Source organism: Glutamicibacter sp. HZAU (assembly GCF_004100365.1).
Taxonomy (GTDB): domain Bacteria; phylum Actinomycetota; class Actinomycetes; order Actinomycetales; family Micrococcaceae; genus Glutamicibacter; species Glutamicibacter nicotianae.
Genome location: NZ_SCKZ01000004.1, coordinates 298,600 through 316,581, shown reverse-complemented (window position 1 = coordinate 316,581; position 17,982 = coordinate 298,600). Strand labels below are relative to the sequence as shown.

The window sequence follows — 17,982 nt, the reverse complement described above, 5'->3', positions numbered from 1 at the left end:
CTGCCTTCCTCGCCTGCCGGGCCGAAGACCCGGACTTCGCAACAGATAACTTCTCAAGACTTCCGGTCAGTTCCAGGATTTGCTGGGACAACGCCATGACCCGGATCTTCTTGAACGCCGCATTCATCCGGATCACCGGCATCTTCCGCACCGCAGGATGCGCCACCGCCCGCTGATGAGGCGTAGCCGGCCGATCATGGACCTTCGTGACCTTCGCGTCATGGCGGGTTTTGGAAACCAGCTTCTGCTGCGGCAGAAGATAGTTCGTGAAAATCCGGTCCAGCTCCCAGATCTGGTTGAGCAGCTCCAGTTCCTCGGGGCTGTCGTAGCGCTAGTAGCCAACCAGCTCACGGACCCGCGACCAGTTCTTCTGCTCCACGTGTGCGCCGTCATTCTTGTTCCCCGACCGGGACCGGGTGAACGTGATCTGCTGCTCTTGGCAGAAGCGCAACAGTTCCTGGTTGATGAACTCGCTGCCGTTGTCCGAATCAATGCCGATGATCGGGAACGGGAAGACCTCCATGACGTGCATCAACGCGGCGAAGACGTGCTTCTGGGCTTTGTTGCGCACCGACCGGTTCACCGTCCATCCGGTGCTGATATCTGTGACGGTCAAGGTGAAGCAGAACTCGCCGTGGCTATGGCCGCCTTCGTGGCCCACCAGATCGATCTCCACGAAGCCAGGAACCGCGTCATCCCATTCGGCCCAGGTCCGCACCGGGATCTGGGGCTTGAGCAAGGAACCGAGCTTGGTATGCTAACGACCCCGAAGAACCATCTTCTCCCGTTCGCCAGCCAGCCTCCGGTCAATAGTCGAGGCACTCATCCGCAGCAGCAAGGCGGCATGCTCGTCAGTGACGTCCAAGACCGTCTCGGCACGCAACATGGGCACGAGGTGGGGCATGGAAGCTACCAGCAGTTTGGAGGCAGGGCCACGCAGCACCGCCCAGCACAAGATCAGTGCTGGCTGCAGGTCTGCCGGGTAGGTCGGTATCCTGCGGCTCGCACGATGCGTGGCTTAGCTGGCTTAAGCGCTTCGCGCAGCGCGGGCGTAGTCGCGGTGCCAGCCGGTCAGCGCCGTCAGCTCATCCAAGATCCGTGATTTCGTTGCCTTGTCACCGAGCCGGTAACTATTGGCAAGTTTCTTGGTGACTTCTTTGCACGCACTCATTGTCAGTCTCAAGATGCTGAGCAGATGCCCGAAGAGACCGAGAATCAAGAGCTGCTGTGCCGGAGGTTTCTTATTAGCCGACGCGACGGGTTACTTTATGAAGTTCCGGAGCTGAAAATGGCTTGACTATGAATTTGGGTACCGCCGGAGATATCGACAAAAGGCAACAGGGTAAACCGAGCCAACTTACAAGACCTGTGGTTGCATCGATATCGCCGGTTGCTTACATCACTCCGTGTAGAGAGCCAACCAGCTAATGCACCATGAATACAATTGAATAGACCTTCGACTCTAACCTCACAGCGGCCGTGAGGAAGGATCTGAGGACCAAGGCCTAGGCTACTCAGGATAATCACATTTATCTTGGGTAGTCTTTTTCATTGCGCGAAGTCACCTCGGCTGCTGTTGGCTTTTGGGGATCGTTGCCCGGTGGAGTAGGAATGAGAAAAGTGCAAGACCAAGATTCAGTCTTTACGTCGCGGAGTGCGCGAACTAAATCTGAACGTCGGAAGAAGAAGCGAACCCAGGGCATCGTGGTGTCTGTGGTTGCAGTGCTACTGGTAGCAGTGCTCAGCGCCGGCTATGTGTTGTTTGATTTGCAACGACAGTTCAACGCAAAATCTAACACCGTAGCATTGGGTTTTTCAGATGCCGAGGAACAGGCCCGTCCCGTAAAGGATCCGGACGATAAGTCCCTGAATATTCTGTTGCTGGGTGTAGACCATGCCGATGAAGATACAGCTGAATCCGCAGCTTTGAATGAGGCGGTATCGCAGCGGAGCGATTCGATGATGCTTGTCCATATCCCGGAGGACCGCTCTCAGGTGTACGTGATGTCGATGGTTCGAGACATGTACGTGGAGATTCCCGGCCATGGAATGAACAAGCTGAACGCCGCGATATCGCTTGGCGGAGCTCCACTGTTGATGCAAACAATCGAAGGCATTTTTAAGACCAAGCTAGATCATGTAGCCATGGTTGATTTCGAAGGATTCCGTGAACTGTCAACGGCTTTGGGTGGAGTGACTTTAAACAACGAGATCCCTTTCACTGCGAATGATACTGACTACTTCTACCCTGTAGGTGACATAAAGCTGCAAGGCGACCGAGCGCTTCGGTATGTCCGAGAACGGAAGTCGTTCACCAATGGTGACTATCAACGTGTTGCGAATCAACGAAAATTCATCGCTGCAGCTGCCAACCAGGTGCTTTCATCAGAAACACTGGCAAACCCGGTTAAGCTTTACGATATCGTCGACAAAGTTTCTCCCTATCTCACTGTTGACGACAGCTTTGATGCTGCAACGCTGGTTGGATTAGGCTTGCAACTCAAAAACGTGGACACAGATAATATGGCGATGTTCACGATGCCAACTGCTGGCGCATCGATGAGCGCTGATGGGCAATCAATAGAATTGGCTAGCGAACTCGCCATCACTCAAATTAGCGAAGCGTTGCAAAGCGACAAGATGGCTGATTACCTTCGTGAAAACCCGCCCGAGGAACCGTAACCACGTGATGTGGGATGAACAACATCATGCTGATGAACGAAAGCCAGAAGAACAGCACTGCATCTACTAGACTTTGAACATCTATGCTTAGCCGATAATGCATCAAGTAGCATTCGAACAAGAGGACATAATTCGCATGACAGTTGCAGATGAAGCCGAAAAGTACGGCTTGCACCGAGTTGGTGCAAGACCTACTCTGGCTAACTATCTGAAACAGACTTGGCAGCGCAGGGAGTTCATTTATGAACTTGCGAAGGCTCGAGTCCAGTCGAGAAACCAAAAAAATCGTCTGGGGATGGTTTGGATTGTTCTCAAGCCAACTTTCAATGCGTTGATGTACGGAGCGATCTTTGGCGTCCTTATGGGTGGTAATCGCGGGCCGGATTATCCGGTGTTCGTCATTATTGGGGTTTTCCTTTTCGAATTCTTCAGCGCTTCGTTGACTAACGGCGCCAAGTCTATTACCGGAAATAAGTCACTGGTACAGTCTCTGGCGTTCCCTAGACTTTCGCTTCCGGTCGCCGAAGTGACCCAGAACTTTTTGACTTTGATGCCAATGTTGGGAGTTATGTTCGTATATGCCATGATTCTAGGGACAACGCCTAAATGGAGCTGGCTAGGCATAATTCCATTACTGGGAGTGTATGCCGTGTTGAATATGGGGTTGGCACTGATTTGTGCCAGGATTACCGTTCACATTCGAGACTTCTCCCAGATACTCCCGCTTTTTACACGTGTCATGTTCTACACATCGGGTGTGCTCTTCAGTGCTGATCGATTGTTGAGTCACTGGCCGGGTTTGATCGCCGTGTTTAACGTCCACCCGATTTACCAGACCTTGCAGATAGCGCGCGGTTTAGTTATGGACAATTACCAACATGATCCGTGGGCTTGGCAAGTAGTGTCATTGTGGGCATTGTGCATTTTTGTAATTGGAATGATTTACTTCTGGAAAGCAGAGGAGCGTTACGGTCGTGCGAATTAGTTTTGATGACCTGATCAATCCGGAGTTGCATCCCGAATACGAGCCGGCGCCGATTTTTTCCGACGACACTTCCTTTATCGATGTGGTTAAACCGGAAGATATTAAGACTTCGCAATTAGATATCGACAGCACTCGCAATCCGGTGGTGATAGTCGATAATCTACACGTGAAATATGAGGTATTTTCCAGTGGCAAAGCTGTTGGAAACGCTGGTGCACGTCGATTGTTGCGTCCCAAATTGAAAGGTGTTCGCACCGTCCACGCTCTCAAGGGAATTACGTTCGTAGCCTACGAGAATGAATCAATCGGAGTTATTGGTTCAAATGGTTCAGGGAAATCCACGTTGCTCAAGGCGATTACGGGTTTGACGCCACCTTCAAGTGGTGCCGTTTACGCACGTTCTCGCCCGAGTCTACTAGGCGTTGGAGCAGCTTTGATTCCTGACCTGTCGGGTGATAAGAACATCACCTTGGGGGGGCTTGCACTTGGATATAGCCGCGAAAAGGTTGAAGAAATGCGTGAAGATATTACGCAATTCGCAGAACTTCAAGAATTTATTGACTTGCCAATGAGCACTTATTCGTCGGGTATGAGCGCCCGACTTAAGTTTGCGATTGCCGCATCTAAAAAACACGATATTCTCATAGTTGACGAGGCTCTTGCGGTAGGCGACGCTAAGTTTAAGAAACGAAGTGAAGCTAAGATTCGAGAAATCCGCGACAGTGCGGGAACCATTTTCAATGTTTCCCACTCGATGAACTCCATTAAGCAAACTTGTGATCGCGTTATCTGGATCGAGAAGGGCGTTCAAATGATGGACGGTGATCCAACGACAGTGATTAGGGCCTATCAACAACATCTGAAGGCGAAGAAGTAAGGGTCGAATGTCTAATTTCCCGGGTGTCTCCTATGTAATGCCAGTGCTTAACGAGGCAGATTATCTGGATGAGGCTGTGACCTCGATCCTGGCGCAGGAGTACGAAGGTGACAAAGAGCTAGTACTAGCGTTAGGGCCTAGCACAGATAATACGAACGCGGTTGCCATGCGATTGGCCGAACGGGACAAGAGAATAATCCTAGTCAACAATCCCAAGGGTAGGACTCCTATTGCCCTGAACCTTGCCATTCGCGCTTCAACATTACCCATTGTGATCCGAGTAGATGCCCATAGCGAGCTACCTGTGGACTATACAAAACGGGGAATCGAAACGCTTTATCGAGCAAGCGCCCATAATGTCGGTGGTCTAATGGACGCCAAAGGGCGTACACCTATCCAGCGAGGAATTGCGGCGGCATACCATTCGAAATTTGGTTTTGGTGGGCCTGCTTATCACTCAGGCGCGCCCGAGGGACCAGCTGAATCGGCGTACCTCGGAATCTTCCGTCGCGAAGTATTCGACGAAGTCGGCTACTACAACGAGGAATTGTGGCGCGCTCAGGATTGGGAACTCTGTCTGCGCATTCGCCAAGCAGGCCATACCGTTTGGTTCGACCCAGAATTGAAAGTCGGCTACTATCCGCGTGATAACTTCAAATCTCTAATTAGTCAGTCAATGGCTTCGGGCACTTGGCGGGCAGAAATTGCTCGACGCTTCCCGGAAGGGAAATCGTTGCGTCATGATCTTCCACCTATTTTGCTTTTGGGTATCTTTGCCGGAGTGGCAGTGACGGTAACTGAGCCGCTCGTTCGCAAAGCAGTACCAACTCCAGCGCACATAGCTATAAATCTGGCGAAATTTATCCCTGCCATTTACGCAGTGATTGCATTGGTTGCTGGGATGGCGAGCAACGCTAGAGGCTTGAAAGACAAGCTGTTGGCAGCGTGTTCTTTTCCCGCGATCCATTTGCCTTGGGCCGTCGGATACCTCAAAGGTCGCATCTTCGGTGCATCCGGGACCGTCGACAAGGGCCGCGTGAAGTAGTCATGGCCGAACGTCCAAAGAACCCAACGCTTGACCATCTGCGAGAGGTCTGCCAACCTCCGGAAGTTCGTGCGCGAAAAAACGCCGAGCACTGGACCGCTGAACTGTACCTGCGTCATATCTCGATTTACCTCACCGCAGTACTGGTGCGTACGCGAATCAGCGCCAACGGCGTTACCGGGCTGATGATCCTTGCCGGTTGGGGGATGTCTCTAGCGCTATTGATCCCTGGCATCTGGGGGCCGCTGCTGGCAGTGCTCCTGTCTCAGGTCCAGTTGTATTTCGACTGCTCTGACGGAGAAGTCGCGCGCTGGAGGGGAACGCAATCTCCCCGCGGTATCTTCATCGACATGGTTGGACACCACACAACTGAGGCGTTGATTCCAATTGCCTTGGGGTACCGGGTCTTCACGGAACTCTCGACAGAGAATTCAACTGTCGAGCAGGCGTGGCCTACATTGTTCATGGCCGCTTGCCTGTCGGTGCTTCTGGTCCTGAATCGTTCGCAGTCGCTCATGGTTCATGCAGCCCGAGGCATGGCCGGGCTTGAAAAATTGCCGGATACGGCTGCCGCCAGATCTGTTCCAACAACGTCACTCGTTGGAAAATTGCGTTCGCTGGCTCGCTTCTTACCGTTCCATAAGCTCCTGCACGCTGTGGAACTGTCGCTGATCATCCTAGGATGCTCGACTATCTCCATGATTGCGGGTGCACCAGCAATTGCTGAAAAATGGATGATTTGGATCCTGCTGCCTGCATGCGTCCTTGTGAACATCGGGCATTTCCTGTCCAACATGGCTTCATCCCGCCTCAAAGCATAGTTTGACCGTATTGCCTGCACCCGACCGCCTTAGAGGACAAATGCCTGCAGAGATTAAACCGACTATCGGTGTAGTTGTGTTGACCATGGGTAATCGCCCGGTTGAGCTCCAGCGTGCCTTGGAATCTTTGCTAGCCCAACGATCAGTGTCGATTGATGCTGTTGTTGTCGGCAACGGATGGGATCCAACAGATATCCCGGAAGGCATCAAGACTCATTTTCTTCCGGAGAATTTGGGCATTCCGGCCGGCCGGAATGCTGGAGTGAAACAGGTGCAAGGTGAGTACCTGTGCTTCCTTGACGACGATTCATGGTTCATTGATGACGATTTCTTGATCACAGCTGTAGAGCGATTTAAACATTATCCCCGCATGGGGCTGTTGCAACCGCGCATCACAGACCCGGACAATGAAGAGCAGAATCCGAGACGCTGGATTCCTCGTTTGAAAAAGCGTACGGCAGTCGAACCAAGCAAGGTTTTCCATGTGGGGGAAACCTGCTTGGTTACCACCCGCGAAATCTTTGATGCCACAGGTGGCTGGGCAGGGGGTTTCTGGTATGCGCATGAAGGCATCGAGCTCGCCTGGCGCGTATGGGATACCGGTACTTACGTCTGGTATGCCGGTGATATGCAGATCGGCCATCCGATCGTGGACCCTCGACGCCATGAAGAATTTTATCGTTTGAATGCCCGAAACCGGGTATGGCTGGCCCGCCGTAATTTGCCGATGCCGCTGCGTTTGATTTATCCAACATCTTGGATGCTGATTGAGTGCTTGCGGCTCCGCCATAGCAAAAGTGCTGTGGCTCAGTATTTGGCAGGATGGCGTGCGGGATGGTCCGGCAGCCCCTGGTACCGGGAGCCACGGCCTAAACTGAGATGGAAAACAATTGTTCGCATGACCCTCGCCGGTCGTGCGCCAATTATCTAATGACAAATCCAAGTGAGCGCTACCGGTTGAGCGCAAAATACTTTTACCTTATTTCGAGAGGGATCCATGACTAGAACTGTGTTGACGTACGGAACTTTTGACCTGTTCCATATCGGTCACCTGAATATCCTGAAGCGTCTCAGGGAAAAGGGCGACCGCCTGATCGTTGGAGTATCCACGGATGAATTCAACGCCATCAAAGGCAAAAAGCCTGTAGTTCCATTCGAACAGCGCCTTGAGATTGTCCAGGCCATCAAGTATGTAGACCTCGCCATTGCTGAAGAGAACTGGGAACAGAAACGTACTGACATCAAGAAATATGATGCCAAGGTCTTCGGCATCGGAGAAGACTGGAAGGGCAAGTTTGACGACCTTGGCGATGAAGTCGAAGTTGTCTACCTTCCACGTACCTCCGGTATTTCGACAACCGAAATGAAGCGCGTCCTGAGCGAGTTCGATGAGCGACATGTCACGTCGTTAAAGAACACATTGGACACTTTAAGCCAGATCGTGAAGGAACTGAGCTAGTAGACTCATTTAGTTGTAAGTTTCTGTTTTCGAGGTTTCAAGGTAGTCATGGCTAGCGAGCACATCACAGACTCCATTAAGTCCAGCGTAAAAGACGCCCTGCGAAAAGTGGGTCGTCGTCCGGAAGCCAAACGGATTTCCCGCCTCATGGGATTATCTGGGCGTACTTCGGCCAACGTGAATGTTGGTGTGTCCAGTATTCCCTTACCAGGATCCGTCGCGGTCTACTTCGGCGACGGTGCGGACAAGATCTACCAAGTAGCTCAATGGTTGCCTGTGCTTGAAGAGCTGCACGAAAAAGAGGAAGTTCTCCTGGTCTTCCGTACATTGAGCGCATTCAAAGCGGCAGAGAGAATTACTGACCTGCCAAAGATCTATGTACGTCGGTTGACTGATTTGATGGATCTATATGATGACAATGATCTCAAGCTGGTCATCTACACCAATAATTCGCGAACGAACTTCCAATCACTGGACCACCCGAGACTTGTCCATGTGCATGTAAACCACGGTGAGAGCGATAAACTCTCCATGGTATCCAATAAGGCCAAGGCCTATGACAAGGTATTCGTCGCGGGTCCAGCAGCCATCAAGCGTCACGAGGCAATGCTGATTGACTTCGATTTCAAAAAATTGGAAGTCACTGGTCGTCCGCAGCTGGATATCGACTTCGAACTCGAACTGAATCCAAGCGACAAGCTCGATGTTATGTATGCGCCGACGTGGGAAGGCGAAAACGAGGACAACAACTACACCTCGTTGGACAAATATGGTGTAGCCATTGTCGAGTCTTTGCTGGAAAACCCAGCTTGGCGTGTCATCTACAAGCCTCACCCGCGGATCCAGACCAGCAATACACCTGGTGTTGCCGAGTCTCACGCACGTATATTGCAGATGATCGAATCTGCCAACGAGGCTGGCGGAGAGCACGTGATTTCGGAACAGGGCAATATCTTGGCCATGTTTGAATCGACCGATGCGCTAATCACCGATGTTTCCAGCGTGGGGTTGGACTACTTGTACCTTCACCCGGAGAATCCACTCGTCATTTCCGACCGACGTAGCAACCGTGAAATTCTTCACCGCGACGCTCCCGTTGCCCAGGCCTGTCATGTAGTGGACCGCGATAGCGTGATGAATATTCGAGCCTTACTCAACGATGCGTTGACGCGTGACAGCCACAAGGATCAGCGTATTGAAATGCGCCAATTCTACTTTGGAGACCTAAATCGGGGCGATTCGACCAAGAGGTTCCAGCATGTAATTCAGCAGTTAATTGCCGAGCGCGAAGGAAAACTGGAGAATTTCCGGGGCTGGCACAGCTAGAGTTCCGTAAATTCCTTGATCCCAATTCGTACCTTGCGAATTGGGATCGATTGCTTTTAGGCACAAGTTGCTGACACGACAGCATTGCAGGACCGCTGTGACCTTTTGCAAGCGACTGCGGTGGTTTCAAACCGATTTGTGAGCATTCGGGCGGTAATCTTTACTTTGGATCACATGAAGGCGTGGACACTGCATGTTGGTGCTGGTGTCCTTTCATGTTGTACTCGCGTGATGTCCAGGCTGATCCGCTGAAAGTCTCATGCGGTGCAATGCAGCTAGAACATTGAAGGACTCTTTTCGTGGCAGTTGAAATTCGATCTATGCAAGACCTAGCGCAGTCCGGATTGCAGACTTTGCGCACCCAACGGTTGAAGCGTAAGAGGTATCGCTATTACAGCGGCTACCATGAATTGAATCTTGAGATTCGTGATGACGTACTGCACCTGGAAGCCTGCGTTGCCCAGTCCGTTCAATCTGTTTCGGTATTGCACGGAAGCCACATAGTTCTTGCAGTGACGCCACTTGAACCTGAACCGCTAAAGAGCGGCAACGCTGAACGCCGTCGGTTCCAGGCACAGATCTCACTCGATTCATTTCTGGATCAGTGGCATGAGTACCGGGAACTTGCTTCAAATGATGAAGAGCAGGAATTCAGCTCTGTTGATTCGGATGAGGTAGATGAAGACCATGTCACTTTGGACGATGAGCAGTACTCCGGTACCGTACGTCTCGCGCTAACGTTCATTTCCGATTTTAATGAATTGCCTTCCGGCATTGCATGGTTGCAACTTGCTGAAGGTGGCGAATTGCTCCGGCGAAAAGAAGTCCGGGAGCGCATAGAGGCAGGGGAACTAATCCTCGATGGACCCGTAATTGCCCACCGCATTTTGGGACGCTTTTCTTCAACAGCCTTCAGCAGCAACACGGTCTACCATTCGGGCGATCGAAGCGTAGGACTGTATATCAATAAAAAGGCCGAAGTTGCACTGGCCATTAATCGACCATTGCGATTCAAGTACCGGATACGTACGGATATCACCCAGATTCATGATGGAAAGCTGTCCTTAGGCGGCGTTCTGGAAACGCAAAGCGATCGGTTGTCCTCAGCCACATTGCAACTTGTTGGACGTAAGTCCGAGTTCAGGCTTGACGTTCCAGTCGAGCTGAACTTTGATGAGAAAGATGCAGAAAAACGTTTCGGACGTGCTAGCTACGCCTGGTCGGCATCCCTTGACTTCAAATCTGCAGACTGGACGGCGATAGATCGTGGCGATAACTACGATCTCTATTTACTGGCTGCCCCGTATTTCGGAGGCGAACCCGCTCGGGTTCGGGTGAGTCGCACTCCATTCGCCGTGCGTAGTACTACGCGAGCCGGTACAGTGACCATCGGTGATAAGACTCTAGCGATCTCTCCGTACTTCACCTTTAAAGCGAAATCTACATCGCTGATCCTGGAAGTGTTCGACAAAGAAGCCTTTGCCGTCCTTGCGGACGCTAGGCAGCGCAGTTTCCCGATTAGCCAGCCATCCGATTCCAAGCCGATCTGGATCATTGGCGAACTATCCTATAAAGCCCAGGACAATGGGTTGCACCTGTTCAATTACCTGCGGCAGGAACGTCCAGATATTGATGCCTACTACGTCATCGATGAAAACGCTCCGGACTTGCGGAATTTCGACTCCATGGATCACGTCGTTTTCCATGGCAGCAAAGAGCATTTTGAATTGGCTATTCGTGCGCAACGTGTCATCGGTACTCACCACGCAGACTACCTGTACCCGACGAGGCACCATAGCTTTTCATCGCGCTGCCGTGCTACCAGAGTATTCTTGCAGCACGGCGTCATGGGAACCAAATGGATGGTTCCCAATTACGGCAAGAACTCGCCTGGCTTTGCTACAGACCTATTCATGGTGTCGTCAGAGCGCGAGAAGCAATACATCGTTAAAGACTTCCTTTACTCGCCGGAAGAAGTAAAGGTCACAGGGCTATCCAGGTTCGATTCCTTGCTGGCAAAGGATCTTCCCGTGAACGAGAACTTGCTGCTGATCATCCCGACGTGGCGGGACTGGTTGCAGAACGAGGACGTGTTCCTTGAATCGGACTACCTTGAGCAATGGAAGAATCTGCTAAATTCGGTGGAGCTGGCAGACCTGGTGCAGAAGCACGGCTTGGAAGTAGTTTTCTGTCTACACCCCAACATGATGCAATTCAGGGATCATTTTGCTGGAGCGCCGGCCCGGCTGATTGTCCAGGGTGAAATTGATGTCCAAGAACTCATCAAGACCGCTGCGATCATGATCACCGATTACTCTTCGGTGAACTTCGACTTCAGCTTCCTGCATAAGCCTGTTCATTACTATCAGTTCGACCGTGCTCGATTCTTGGGTCCCAACGGTTCGCATTTGAACCTCGATGATGAATTGCCCGGTCGCATTGCTTTCGACAGCGAAACGTTGTTGAAGGATCTATCTCATACACTGGATCGTGGCAAGGCCATGGAGCCGAAGTTCCGTCAACGGGCTGACGTCTTCATGACGCATCGGGACCAGAACAATTCACGACGTATTGTCGCAGAAATTGAACGAGCCGAATTGCGTGGCAAACCCAACGTTGGTTGGCGCGCAGAACTCCCAGTTAAGCTGAAGAACAAGTTCCGAGGGCATAAGCGGTACTTTGATGTCATGCGCAAGCTCTACAAGTTGTACAAGCTGGCACCAATGGATGAAGACCTCATCGTATTCGAATCCGGTCTTGGACGTCAGTACGGAGATTCTCCTCGATATATCTACGAGGAATTGCTGCGACAGGGAGATACGCGACGCAAGGTTTGGGTTTACTCAGGCAAGCACCGCTTCACCGATCCGTTGACGTCTACTGTGAAGCGGTTGTCGCCGGAATACTTTTGGTACCTTGCACGGGCGAAATTCTGGGTCAATAACCAGAGCTTCCCTCACTACGTGAAGCGTCGTGCAAAGGGCGTGTTCCTGCAGACATGGCATGGGACGCCTTTGAAGCAGATGGCTCTCGATATCCGAGAAGTCCAAGGCCGCGATGAGGGCTATCTGGACCGAGTTACTCGAGCTACGCGTCAATGGACGCATCTGATTTCGCCATCTCGCTACACCAGTGAGATTATGCGGTCTGCGTACGCATTCTCGGGTGAAGCTGTGGAACTCGGATATCCACGAAACGATATCTTGACGGGTCCTGGTGTTGCCGATCAAGAACAGCGCGTGCGTGATGAGCTTGCGATTCCCCCGGGAATCAAAACGGTTCTCTACGCGCCGACATTCCGTGATGATGCTGCCTCAAGCCGAGGCAAATTCAGATTCGATCTGCCAATGGACCTGGACGAGTTCGACCGTCGTTTCGGTGAAGACACCATCCTGATGCTGCGCATGCATGTGCTGATTTCAAATGCAGTGTCAATTCCGGAGAGCCTGCGGCATCGCATAATCGACGTGTCCAGTCATCCAGACATCCAGGAACTGTATCTCGCCTCAGATGTATTGATTACCGATTACTCTTCTGTGTTCTTCGACTACTCACTGTTGCGTCGTCCGATTATCTTCTATGCATATGACCTGGAGAACTACCGCGATAACCTTCGTGGTTTCTACTTGGACTACGAGAGCGCGCTGCCTGGCCCGATTGTCGAAGAAGAGAGTGACCTCTGGGATGCACTCGCGTCAGCCCTTGCGGGGGAACAACTTCATGGTGTGAACCGTGACGACTTCATCAAAAAGTTTGCACCACATGATGATGGGCAGGCCGCACGACGCGTTGTTGAACGCTTCTTTAAATAGGCGAAGTCCTCACTGGCAGTTGAGAAGGTGTTGCCGGAACAGTCCTAGTTACGGCAACACCATTCTGGCAAGCGGACTAGCGATCAGCGATGCTATCCTCGTGCACAAGGGAAAGAGTTTCGGCAATGAACCGCTGCATGCTGGCACCTCGAGAAATGTCGCCAAAGTAGTATTCGACCAATTCGCGCAACTGGCGGTCGTTGCTATTGAGCGCGTCATGGGCGAGGCGAACTATTTCGTCAGCCTGCTGGGCCGACAACGCAGGGACCTGTCGAAGGGCAGGTGAGTCATCAATAGTGGCGTCGCCTGACACCGGTGCGGTCACGAACAGTGGTTTTCCCGTTGCCAGGAAGTCGTAGGCAACGGCGGAAATATCAGTGACACAAAAGTCAGCGATTGACCATTGCCAACCCCAATGCGCGGAATCGTCGAAAATGAATCGTGCGTTGGAAGTATCGTCGTGAGCATCTAGCCGTTTGCGGATTCGTTCTACAGCCTGCCCATATGGTTTTGCACTCATCCCCGAACGCGGATGCGGACGAAAAATGATGTTGAAACCGCCATCCTTGATCAGTGCGTTGATCAATAGCTCACCGTGCGATAGTGCTGATCCGTAATTCATTGAAGGCCTGTCACCTTCCCACGTAGGAGCGTAGAGTAGCGTAGGCAGTTCATTATTGACTGTAACGGGCGGCGTGTAGTTCACATCTATTTGAGGACGACCTATGAGGCGGCAGCGCTCCGAAGGATCGAAGTTGCGTAGGTGCTTTGCCAGACGATCCTTGGCTGCTTCACCGGCAGAGAATACGTAATCATAGGCCTTGAGCTGATTGGACCACATGTAGGCTTTCTCGCTTTCACCGTGGCAGATGAAAACATGGTTAGGCCCATTGAACCGAAGAGCTTGGAAGTTGCGAATATTCTGGTTCACATAGAACACCACGCGCAGATCCTGAGTATGCATGAGCCGCTCCATGTCGTCCACAGCAGGGGCGTAGTGGACCGGTAGCGGGCATTCCTCGCGCAAGGACAGTGCAGTTTCGGGACTTCGTACGAGAATTACCACAGGCACGAATTCTGCCAAGGCTACGAGTGGCTCATACCATTGCCTGAGCTGGTAGGCATTGTCCATTTCATCGGGAAAGTGGAGCGCCACCCTGTACCGGCCAGCCCCGACGGGCAGCTCGCGGAGTTCTGTGGCATGCTTCCGAATGAACTCAATGCGTCGTCGAGTCGCTATGCGCTTCCGAATCTTTTCGACGACTCTATCGACGGTATGTATTACATTCATGAACTATCCCTCAGCACTTAAATCGATGCATGACTAAGCATAATTCTTCATACTGCCATTATCCGGGATGTTTGCTAGTAAGCCATTTGCGTCGGGTGGCCCTTAGTGTGGTCTTGCCTTATCGAGTACGTTGGACGCCGTTGAAAACTGTTCAGCATTTGTCTCAACCACTCAAATGGACCGTGCAGAAACTGATCCGCTTCCTGCGCTATACTGTGGTGAGTGCAACACCGATATCGAACGCGAAAATTGGTTTCAGTTTGGGAACTTGGCCTACGGCAAGCTAAGATGAAATGTCGGACTATGTTTCTATAGGAGTCATCATTAGCGAAAAGCGTTCTGATCGATCGCCACACGGCGAACTCGATCGCAACTCGCCTCTGGTTTTTTCAACCAGGGAGCTCGGCCGTTCGCCTGGCTCGATGAAAACTCTCAAAGAGCAGGTTCCGGCGCCCACGGATGTGGGAAATGCACTCATCGGTATTCGTGGAGGATCTGAGCTTGACTTAGATCTTCGCTTTGAAGCCGTGCATGAGGGAATTCTGGTATCGGGTACCGCTACAGCGCAGATTGCTGGGGAATGTGGACGATGCCTGGAGCCTATCGAGTACGATTTCGAGGCTGATATTCAAGAGCTCTTCTACTATGAAGAGAGCGAAGAATTCGAAGACGATGATGATATGGATCAGTATTGGGTGGTCGGTGACTTGATTGACATCGATCCGGTACTACGGAGCGCAGTGGTTACCGCCCTGCCGTTCCAACCGGTTTGCCGGGAAGATTGCTTGGGGCTCTGCAGCGAATGCGGAATCAGCCTCAACGATGACCCCCAGCATGATCATGAGATCCTGGATCCACGTTGGGCAGCGCTAGCGCAGCTGTCCGACATTGTCGCAGAGGATGCGACAAACGATAAAACGTCAGACAAGAGAGAAGAGAAGTAGTCGTGGCTGTTCCAAAGCGGAAGATGTCCCGTGCGAATACTCGTGCCCGCCGTTCTCAGTGGAAGGCTACCGCACCGAACCTGGTGAAGACCGTTGAAAACGGTCGCGTAACCTACAGCCTGCCTCACCAGGCTAAGGTTGTCACCGACTCGGCTGGTACCGAACTGTTCCTTGAGTACAAGGGTCGCAAGGTCGCAGACGTCTAAGACATGTCTTCTAAAGAAGAACTTATGAAGCGTCTCGGAATCAACATTGATTCCGAGACGTTTCGTCTTGCATTCACCCACCGCTCCTATTCATATGAGAACGGTGGCATTCCAACAAATGAACGCCTCGAGTTCCTGGGCGATTCAATTCTTGGCTTCTGCGTTGCAGAATACCTATACGCAACTTTCCCGCTTCTGCCAGAAGGCGATCTCGCGAAACGGCGCGCGGCTATCGTCAGCACCCGCGCCTTGGCAATGATTGCCCGTGATCTGGAAGTGGGGGAGCACTTGCTCCTGGGTCGTGGTGAATCGCAGTCCAACGGCTCAAACAAGTCATCCATTCTCGCAGACACCATGGAAGCCATCCTTGGAGCAACCTACCTGGTACAAGGTATGGAAGCCGCCCGCTCATTTGTACTTCGTTTCGTTACTCCGCTGCTGGAGGATCCTCGACTGCTAGGCGCAACCACTGACTGGAAAACTGTAATCCAGGAGGAAGTAGCCTCCCAAAAGCTAGGAGAGATGCACTACGAGGTCACCGGTTCTGGTCCCGACCATGCACGTACCTACCTCGCTGAACTCCGCATCGGTGACAAGGTATTTGGCGAAGGGCATGGGCCGTCCAAGAAAGAAGCCGAGCAGGAAGCGGCACACAAGACTTGGCTCATGCTGCATCCTGGTGAGCAGCTACCCAAGGGATAGCATTTAGCGCATGCCAGAATTGCCAGAAGTTGAAGTCGTCCGCGAAGGGCTGGACAGGTGGGTTCGCACTCGAACGGTGCAAACCGTTCAGGTGCTGGACCCTCGTTCTGTCCGCCGTCATACCGATGGCGTTGATGACTTCGAGCAGACCCTGAGCGGCTGTTCAATTGCTTCTGTTGTTCGCCGGGGCAAGTTCCTCTGGATGGACTTGGAAGGCTTGCCTACTCCGGCCGCCTTGGTAGCTCACCTGGGAATGAGCGGGCAACTTCTTGTTGAAGAGCCTGACGCACCCGATGAGAAGCATTTAAAAGTACGCCTGTCACTGAGCAATAGATCTGGCTACCCAGGCGAACTGCGCTTCGTTGACCAGCGAATCTTCGGCGGAATGTTCCTGTCGCCTGTCATAGCAACACCAGATGGGTTACCTGCGGGCGCAGGTTCGTTACACGCATCGATCCCACTAGCGGCTGCACACATCGCCAGGGACGTCATGGATCCTCACCGCAATCCCGCGGATCTGTATGTCGCGCTTCGCAAAAAGAATACAGAATTGAAGCGGGCCATTCTGGACCAGGGGATCATTTCAGGCGTCGGCAACATCTATGCGGATGAGGCACTATGGCAAGCACGCCTGTCCGGATTACGCAGTACCGCAACAATTAGGCGTCCTGAGGTTCAACGCCTTAACGATGCCCTGGTGGATGTGATGACGCGCGCCCTTGCAGCTGGCGGTACCAGCTTTGATTCCCTCTATGTAAATGTGAACGGTGCCAGCGGTTATTTCGCCAGGTCATTGAACGCCTATGGGCGTGAAGGCAAAGGCTGTTTGCGGTGCGAGGAGAACGGACGAGAATCGTTGATTCGGCGGGACCCGTTTATGGGCCGTTCCTCATACAGCTGTCCCGTGTGCCAACCACGTCCACGCCGCACACGACGCTAGCTGGCACATCGAGAACTTATATCAGGCTATGCAGTCTGAGAATTGAGCACCTGTTCATTGAATGGTGCCCAAGCGTCAACGGCCCACTGTCCAAAGTCCCTATCGGTGAGCGTCACACAGGCTAGACGATGCTCTGGATCCACCCAGAGGAATGTGCCAGACTGCCCAAAGTGCCCAAATGTCGATGCCGGATGGCTTACACCTGTCCAGTGCGGCGATTTGGATGATCGGATTTCAAAGCCGAGGCCCCAGTCATTCGGATTCTGCCGTCCATAGCCAGGCAAAATTCCAGCAAGGTTGTCAAAATGAACACGCGTTGCGTCACGCAATGTTTCTTGCGCCACGATAGTTGGGTTCAATAGCTCAGCCGCGAATTTTGCCAAGTCCGCGGCCGTGGAACGCCCATCCTTCGCGCAGCTGCCGGCAATCTCAGTGCTAGCCATGGCCAGGGGGGCGAAGACAGCCTCTTGCGCATACTCCGACATGCTGATTCCAGTCTGTTGCTCCAAATGCTCTGCGAGCTTCTCGAATCCGAAATTCGAGTAGCCGCGTTTGGTCCCTACGGCAAAGCGGATCGTTTCGGAATCGAAGTCATAGCCGGCTGTATGCGCCAAGAGGTGGTGCACCGTGGAACCCTCTGGCCCTGCAGGGTCTTCGAGGGTGATGGCTTCTTCTTCTAGCGCTACCAAGAACGTGTAGGCACTGAGCAATTTCGTCACCGAGGCCAAGGGATAAACGCGTGCAGTATCACCGTACTGGTCAATGATTGCCCCGTTGCCGTTGACTACCACGGAAACCGCATTGTCGCTTGGCCACTGGTCAATCTGCGTCAGAATGCTCATAGAATGATCTATCCCTCGATTTTCGTCCTTGGATTTTGCGAGCACAACCA

Annotated in this window: 17 protein-coding genes; 13 read left to right on the top strand and 4 right to left on the bottom strand. The window is 52.4% G+C overall.

Annotated features, from left to right (window positions below):
• Positions 1–331: 331 nt before the first annotated feature.
• Both EKH49_RS16880 and EKH49_RS16875 read right to left on the bottom strand, forming a co-directional pair.
• On the bottom strand, positions 332–739 hold the full coding sequence (locus tag EKH49_RS16880) for an integrase catalytic domain-containing protein (RefSeq protein WP_236641089.1): 408 nt from the start codon (positions 737–739) through the stop codon (positions 332–334).
• Positions 740–1,027: 288 nt separating this feature from the next.
• Positions 1,028–1,171, bottom strand: coding sequence for a hypothetical protein (locus EKH49_RS16875; RefSeq protein WP_236641088.1), 144 nt, complete (start codon positions 1,169–1,171; stop codon positions 1,028–1,030).
• A gap of 380 nt (positions 1,172–1,551) precedes the next feature.
• Here EKH49_RS16875 and EKH49_RS08195 point away from each other — a divergent pair, with 380 nt between their 5' ends.
• The 9 genes from EKH49_RS08195 (at position 1,552) to EKH49_RS08155 (ending at position 13,007) form a co-directional block, all read left to right on the top strand.
• Positions 1,552–2,682, top strand: coding sequence for an LCP family protein (locus tag EKH49_RS08195; RefSeq protein ID WP_236641087.1), 1,131 nt, complete (start codon positions 1,552–1,554; stop codon positions 2,680–2,682).
• Between the two features lie 136 nt (positions 2,683–2,818).
• Positions 2,819–3,667 (top strand): ABC transporter permease, encoded by an 849-nt coding sequence (locus EKH49_RS08190; protein WP_128470433.1) that lies wholly within the window; start codon positions 2,819–2,821, stop codon positions 3,665–3,667.
• Positions 3,657–4,544 (top strand): ABC transporter ATP-binding protein, encoded by an 888-nt coding sequence (locus tag EKH49_RS08185; protein ID WP_236641086.1) that lies wholly within the window; start codon positions 3,657–3,659, stop codon positions 4,542–4,544. The genes EKH49_RS08190 and EKH49_RS08185 overlap by 11 nt, the downstream gene beginning before the upstream one ends.
• 7 nt (positions 4,545–4,551) lie before the next feature.
• Positions 4,552–5,589, top strand: coding sequence for a glycosyltransferase family 2 protein (locus EKH49_RS08180; protein WP_128470432.1), 1,038 nt, complete (start codon positions 4,552–4,554; stop codon positions 5,587–5,589).
• A 2-nt stretch (positions 5,590–5,591) separates the two neighbouring features.
• Positions 5,592–6,410, top strand: coding sequence for a CDP-alcohol phosphatidyltransferase family protein (locus EKH49_RS08175; protein WP_128470431.1), 819 nt, complete (start codon positions 5,592–5,594; stop codon positions 6,408–6,410).
• A 40-nt stretch (positions 6,411–6,450) separates the two neighbouring features.
• Complete coding sequence (locus tag EKH49_RS08170; RefSeq protein ID WP_128470430.1) at positions 6,451–7,341, top strand: glycosyltransferase family 2 protein; 891 nt, start codon at positions 6,451–6,453, stop codon at positions 7,339–7,341.
• A 66-nt stretch (positions 7,342–7,407) separates the two neighbouring features.
• A complete protein-coding gene (locus EKH49_RS08165) occupies positions 7,408–7,869 on the top strand; it encodes an adenylyltransferase/cytidyltransferase family protein (protein ID WP_128470429.1) in 462 nt (153 codons plus the stop codon).
• A gap of 48 nt (positions 7,870–7,917) precedes the next feature.
• Positions 7,918–9,195: a CDP-glycerol glycerophosphotransferase family protein gene (locus EKH49_RS08160; protein ID WP_128470428.1), complete on the top strand. Its 1,278-nt coding sequence runs from the start codon at positions 7,918–7,920 to the stop codon at positions 9,193–9,195.
• A 299-nt stretch (positions 9,196–9,494) separates the two neighbouring features.
• Positions 9,495–13,007, top strand: coding sequence for a CDP-glycerol glycerophosphotransferase family protein (locus tag EKH49_RS08155; RefSeq protein ID WP_236641085.1), 3,513 nt, complete (start codon positions 9,495–9,497; stop codon positions 13,005–13,007).
• 76 nt (positions 13,008–13,083) lie between these two features.
• On the opposite strand, the gene EKH49_RS08150 is transcribed toward EKH49_RS08155, so the two are convergent.
• Positions 13,084–13,971: a CDP-glycerol glycerophosphotransferase family protein gene (locus EKH49_RS08150; protein WP_161567478.1), complete on the bottom strand. Its 888-nt coding sequence runs from the start codon at positions 13,969–13,971 to the stop codon at positions 13,084–13,086.
• A 749-nt stretch (positions 13,972–14,720) separates the two neighbouring features.
• Here EKH49_RS08150 and EKH49_RS08145 point away from each other — a divergent pair.
• The 4 genes from EKH49_RS08145 to mutM are packed head-to-tail and all read left to right on the top strand — an operon-like array spanning position 14,721 to position 17,090.
• Complete coding sequence (locus EKH49_RS08145) at positions 14,721–15,242, top strand: YceD family protein (protein WP_174787660.1); 522 nt, start codon at positions 14,721–14,723, stop codon at positions 15,240–15,242.
• 2 nt (positions 15,243–15,244) lie between these two features.
• Positions 15,245–15,448: a 50S ribosomal protein L32 gene (rpmF, locus tag EKH49_RS08140; RefSeq protein WP_013348816.1), complete on the top strand. Its 204-nt coding sequence runs from the start codon at positions 15,245–15,247 to the stop codon at positions 15,446–15,448.
• 3 nt (positions 15,449–15,451) lie between these two features.
• Complete coding sequence (gene rnc / locus EKH49_RS08135; protein ID WP_128470426.1) at positions 15,452–16,150, top strand: ribonuclease III; 699 nt, start codon at positions 15,452–15,454, stop codon at positions 16,148–16,150.
• 10 nt (positions 16,151–16,160) lie between these two features.
• On the top strand, positions 16,161–17,090 hold the full coding sequence (gene mutM / locus EKH49_RS08130) for a bifunctional DNA-formamidopyrimidine glycosylase/DNA-(apurinic or apyrimidinic site) lyase (RefSeq protein ID WP_128470425.1): 930 nt from the start codon (positions 16,161–16,163) through the stop codon (positions 17,088–17,090).
• Positions 17,091–17,116: 26 nt separating this feature from the next.
• Here the strand turns inward: mutM and EKH49_RS08125 are convergent, their stop codons facing one another.
• Complete coding sequence (locus EKH49_RS08125; RefSeq protein ID WP_128470424.1) at positions 17,117–17,932, bottom strand: serine hydrolase domain-containing protein; 816 nt, start codon at positions 17,930–17,932, stop codon at positions 17,117–17,119.
• Positions 17,933–17,982 lie beyond the last annotated feature (50 nt).

Bases quoted from the DNA above. Each gene is read 5' to 3' on its own strand.
- mutM (WP_128470425.1), top strand. From the start codon at position 16,161: ATGCCAGAATTGCCAGAAGTTGAAGTCGTCCGCGAAGGGCTGGACAGG.
- EKH49_RS08160 (WP_128470428.1), top strand. From the start codon at position 7,918: ATGGCTAGCGAGCACATCACAGACTCCATTAAGTCCAGCGTAAAAGAC.
- EKH49_RS08190 (WP_128470433.1), top strand. From the start codon at position 2,819: ATGACAGTTGCAGATGAAGCCGAAAAGTACGGCTTGCACCGAGTTGGT.
- EKH49_RS08150 (WP_161567478.1), bottom strand. From the start codon at position 13,971: ATGCATACTCAGGATCTGCGCGTGGTGTTCTATGTGAACCAGAATATT.
- EKH49_RS08125 (WP_128470424.1), bottom strand. From the start codon at position 17,932: ATGAGCATTCTGACGCAGATTGACCAGTGGCCAAGCGACAATGCGGTT.
- EKH49_RS08165 (WP_128470429.1), top strand. From the start codon at position 7,408: ATGACTAGAACTGTGTTGACGTACGGAACTTTTGACCTGTTCCATATC.
- EKH49_RS16875 (WP_236641088.1), bottom strand. From the start codon at position 1,171: ATGAGTGCGTGCAAAGAAGTCACCAAGAAACTTGCCAATAGTTACCGG.
- rnc (WP_128470426.1), top strand. From the start codon at position 15,452: ATGTCTTCTAAAGAAGAACTTATGAAGCGTCTCGGAATCAACATTGAT.
- EKH49_RS08145 (WP_174787660.1), top strand. From the start codon at position 14,721: ATGAAAACTCTCAAAGAGCAGGTTCCGGCGCCCACGGATGTGGGAAAT.
- EKH49_RS08170 (WP_128470430.1), top strand. From the start codon at position 6,451: ATGCCTGCAGAGATTAAACCGACTATCGGTGTAGTTGTGTTGACCATG.
- EKH49_RS08180 (WP_128470432.1), top strand. From the start codon at position 4,552: ATGTCTAATTTCCCGGGTGTCTCCTATGTAATGCCAGTGCTTAACGAG.
- EKH49_RS08175 (WP_128470431.1), top strand. From the start codon at position 5,592: ATGGCCGAACGTCCAAAGAACCCAACGCTTGACCATCTGCGAGAGGTC.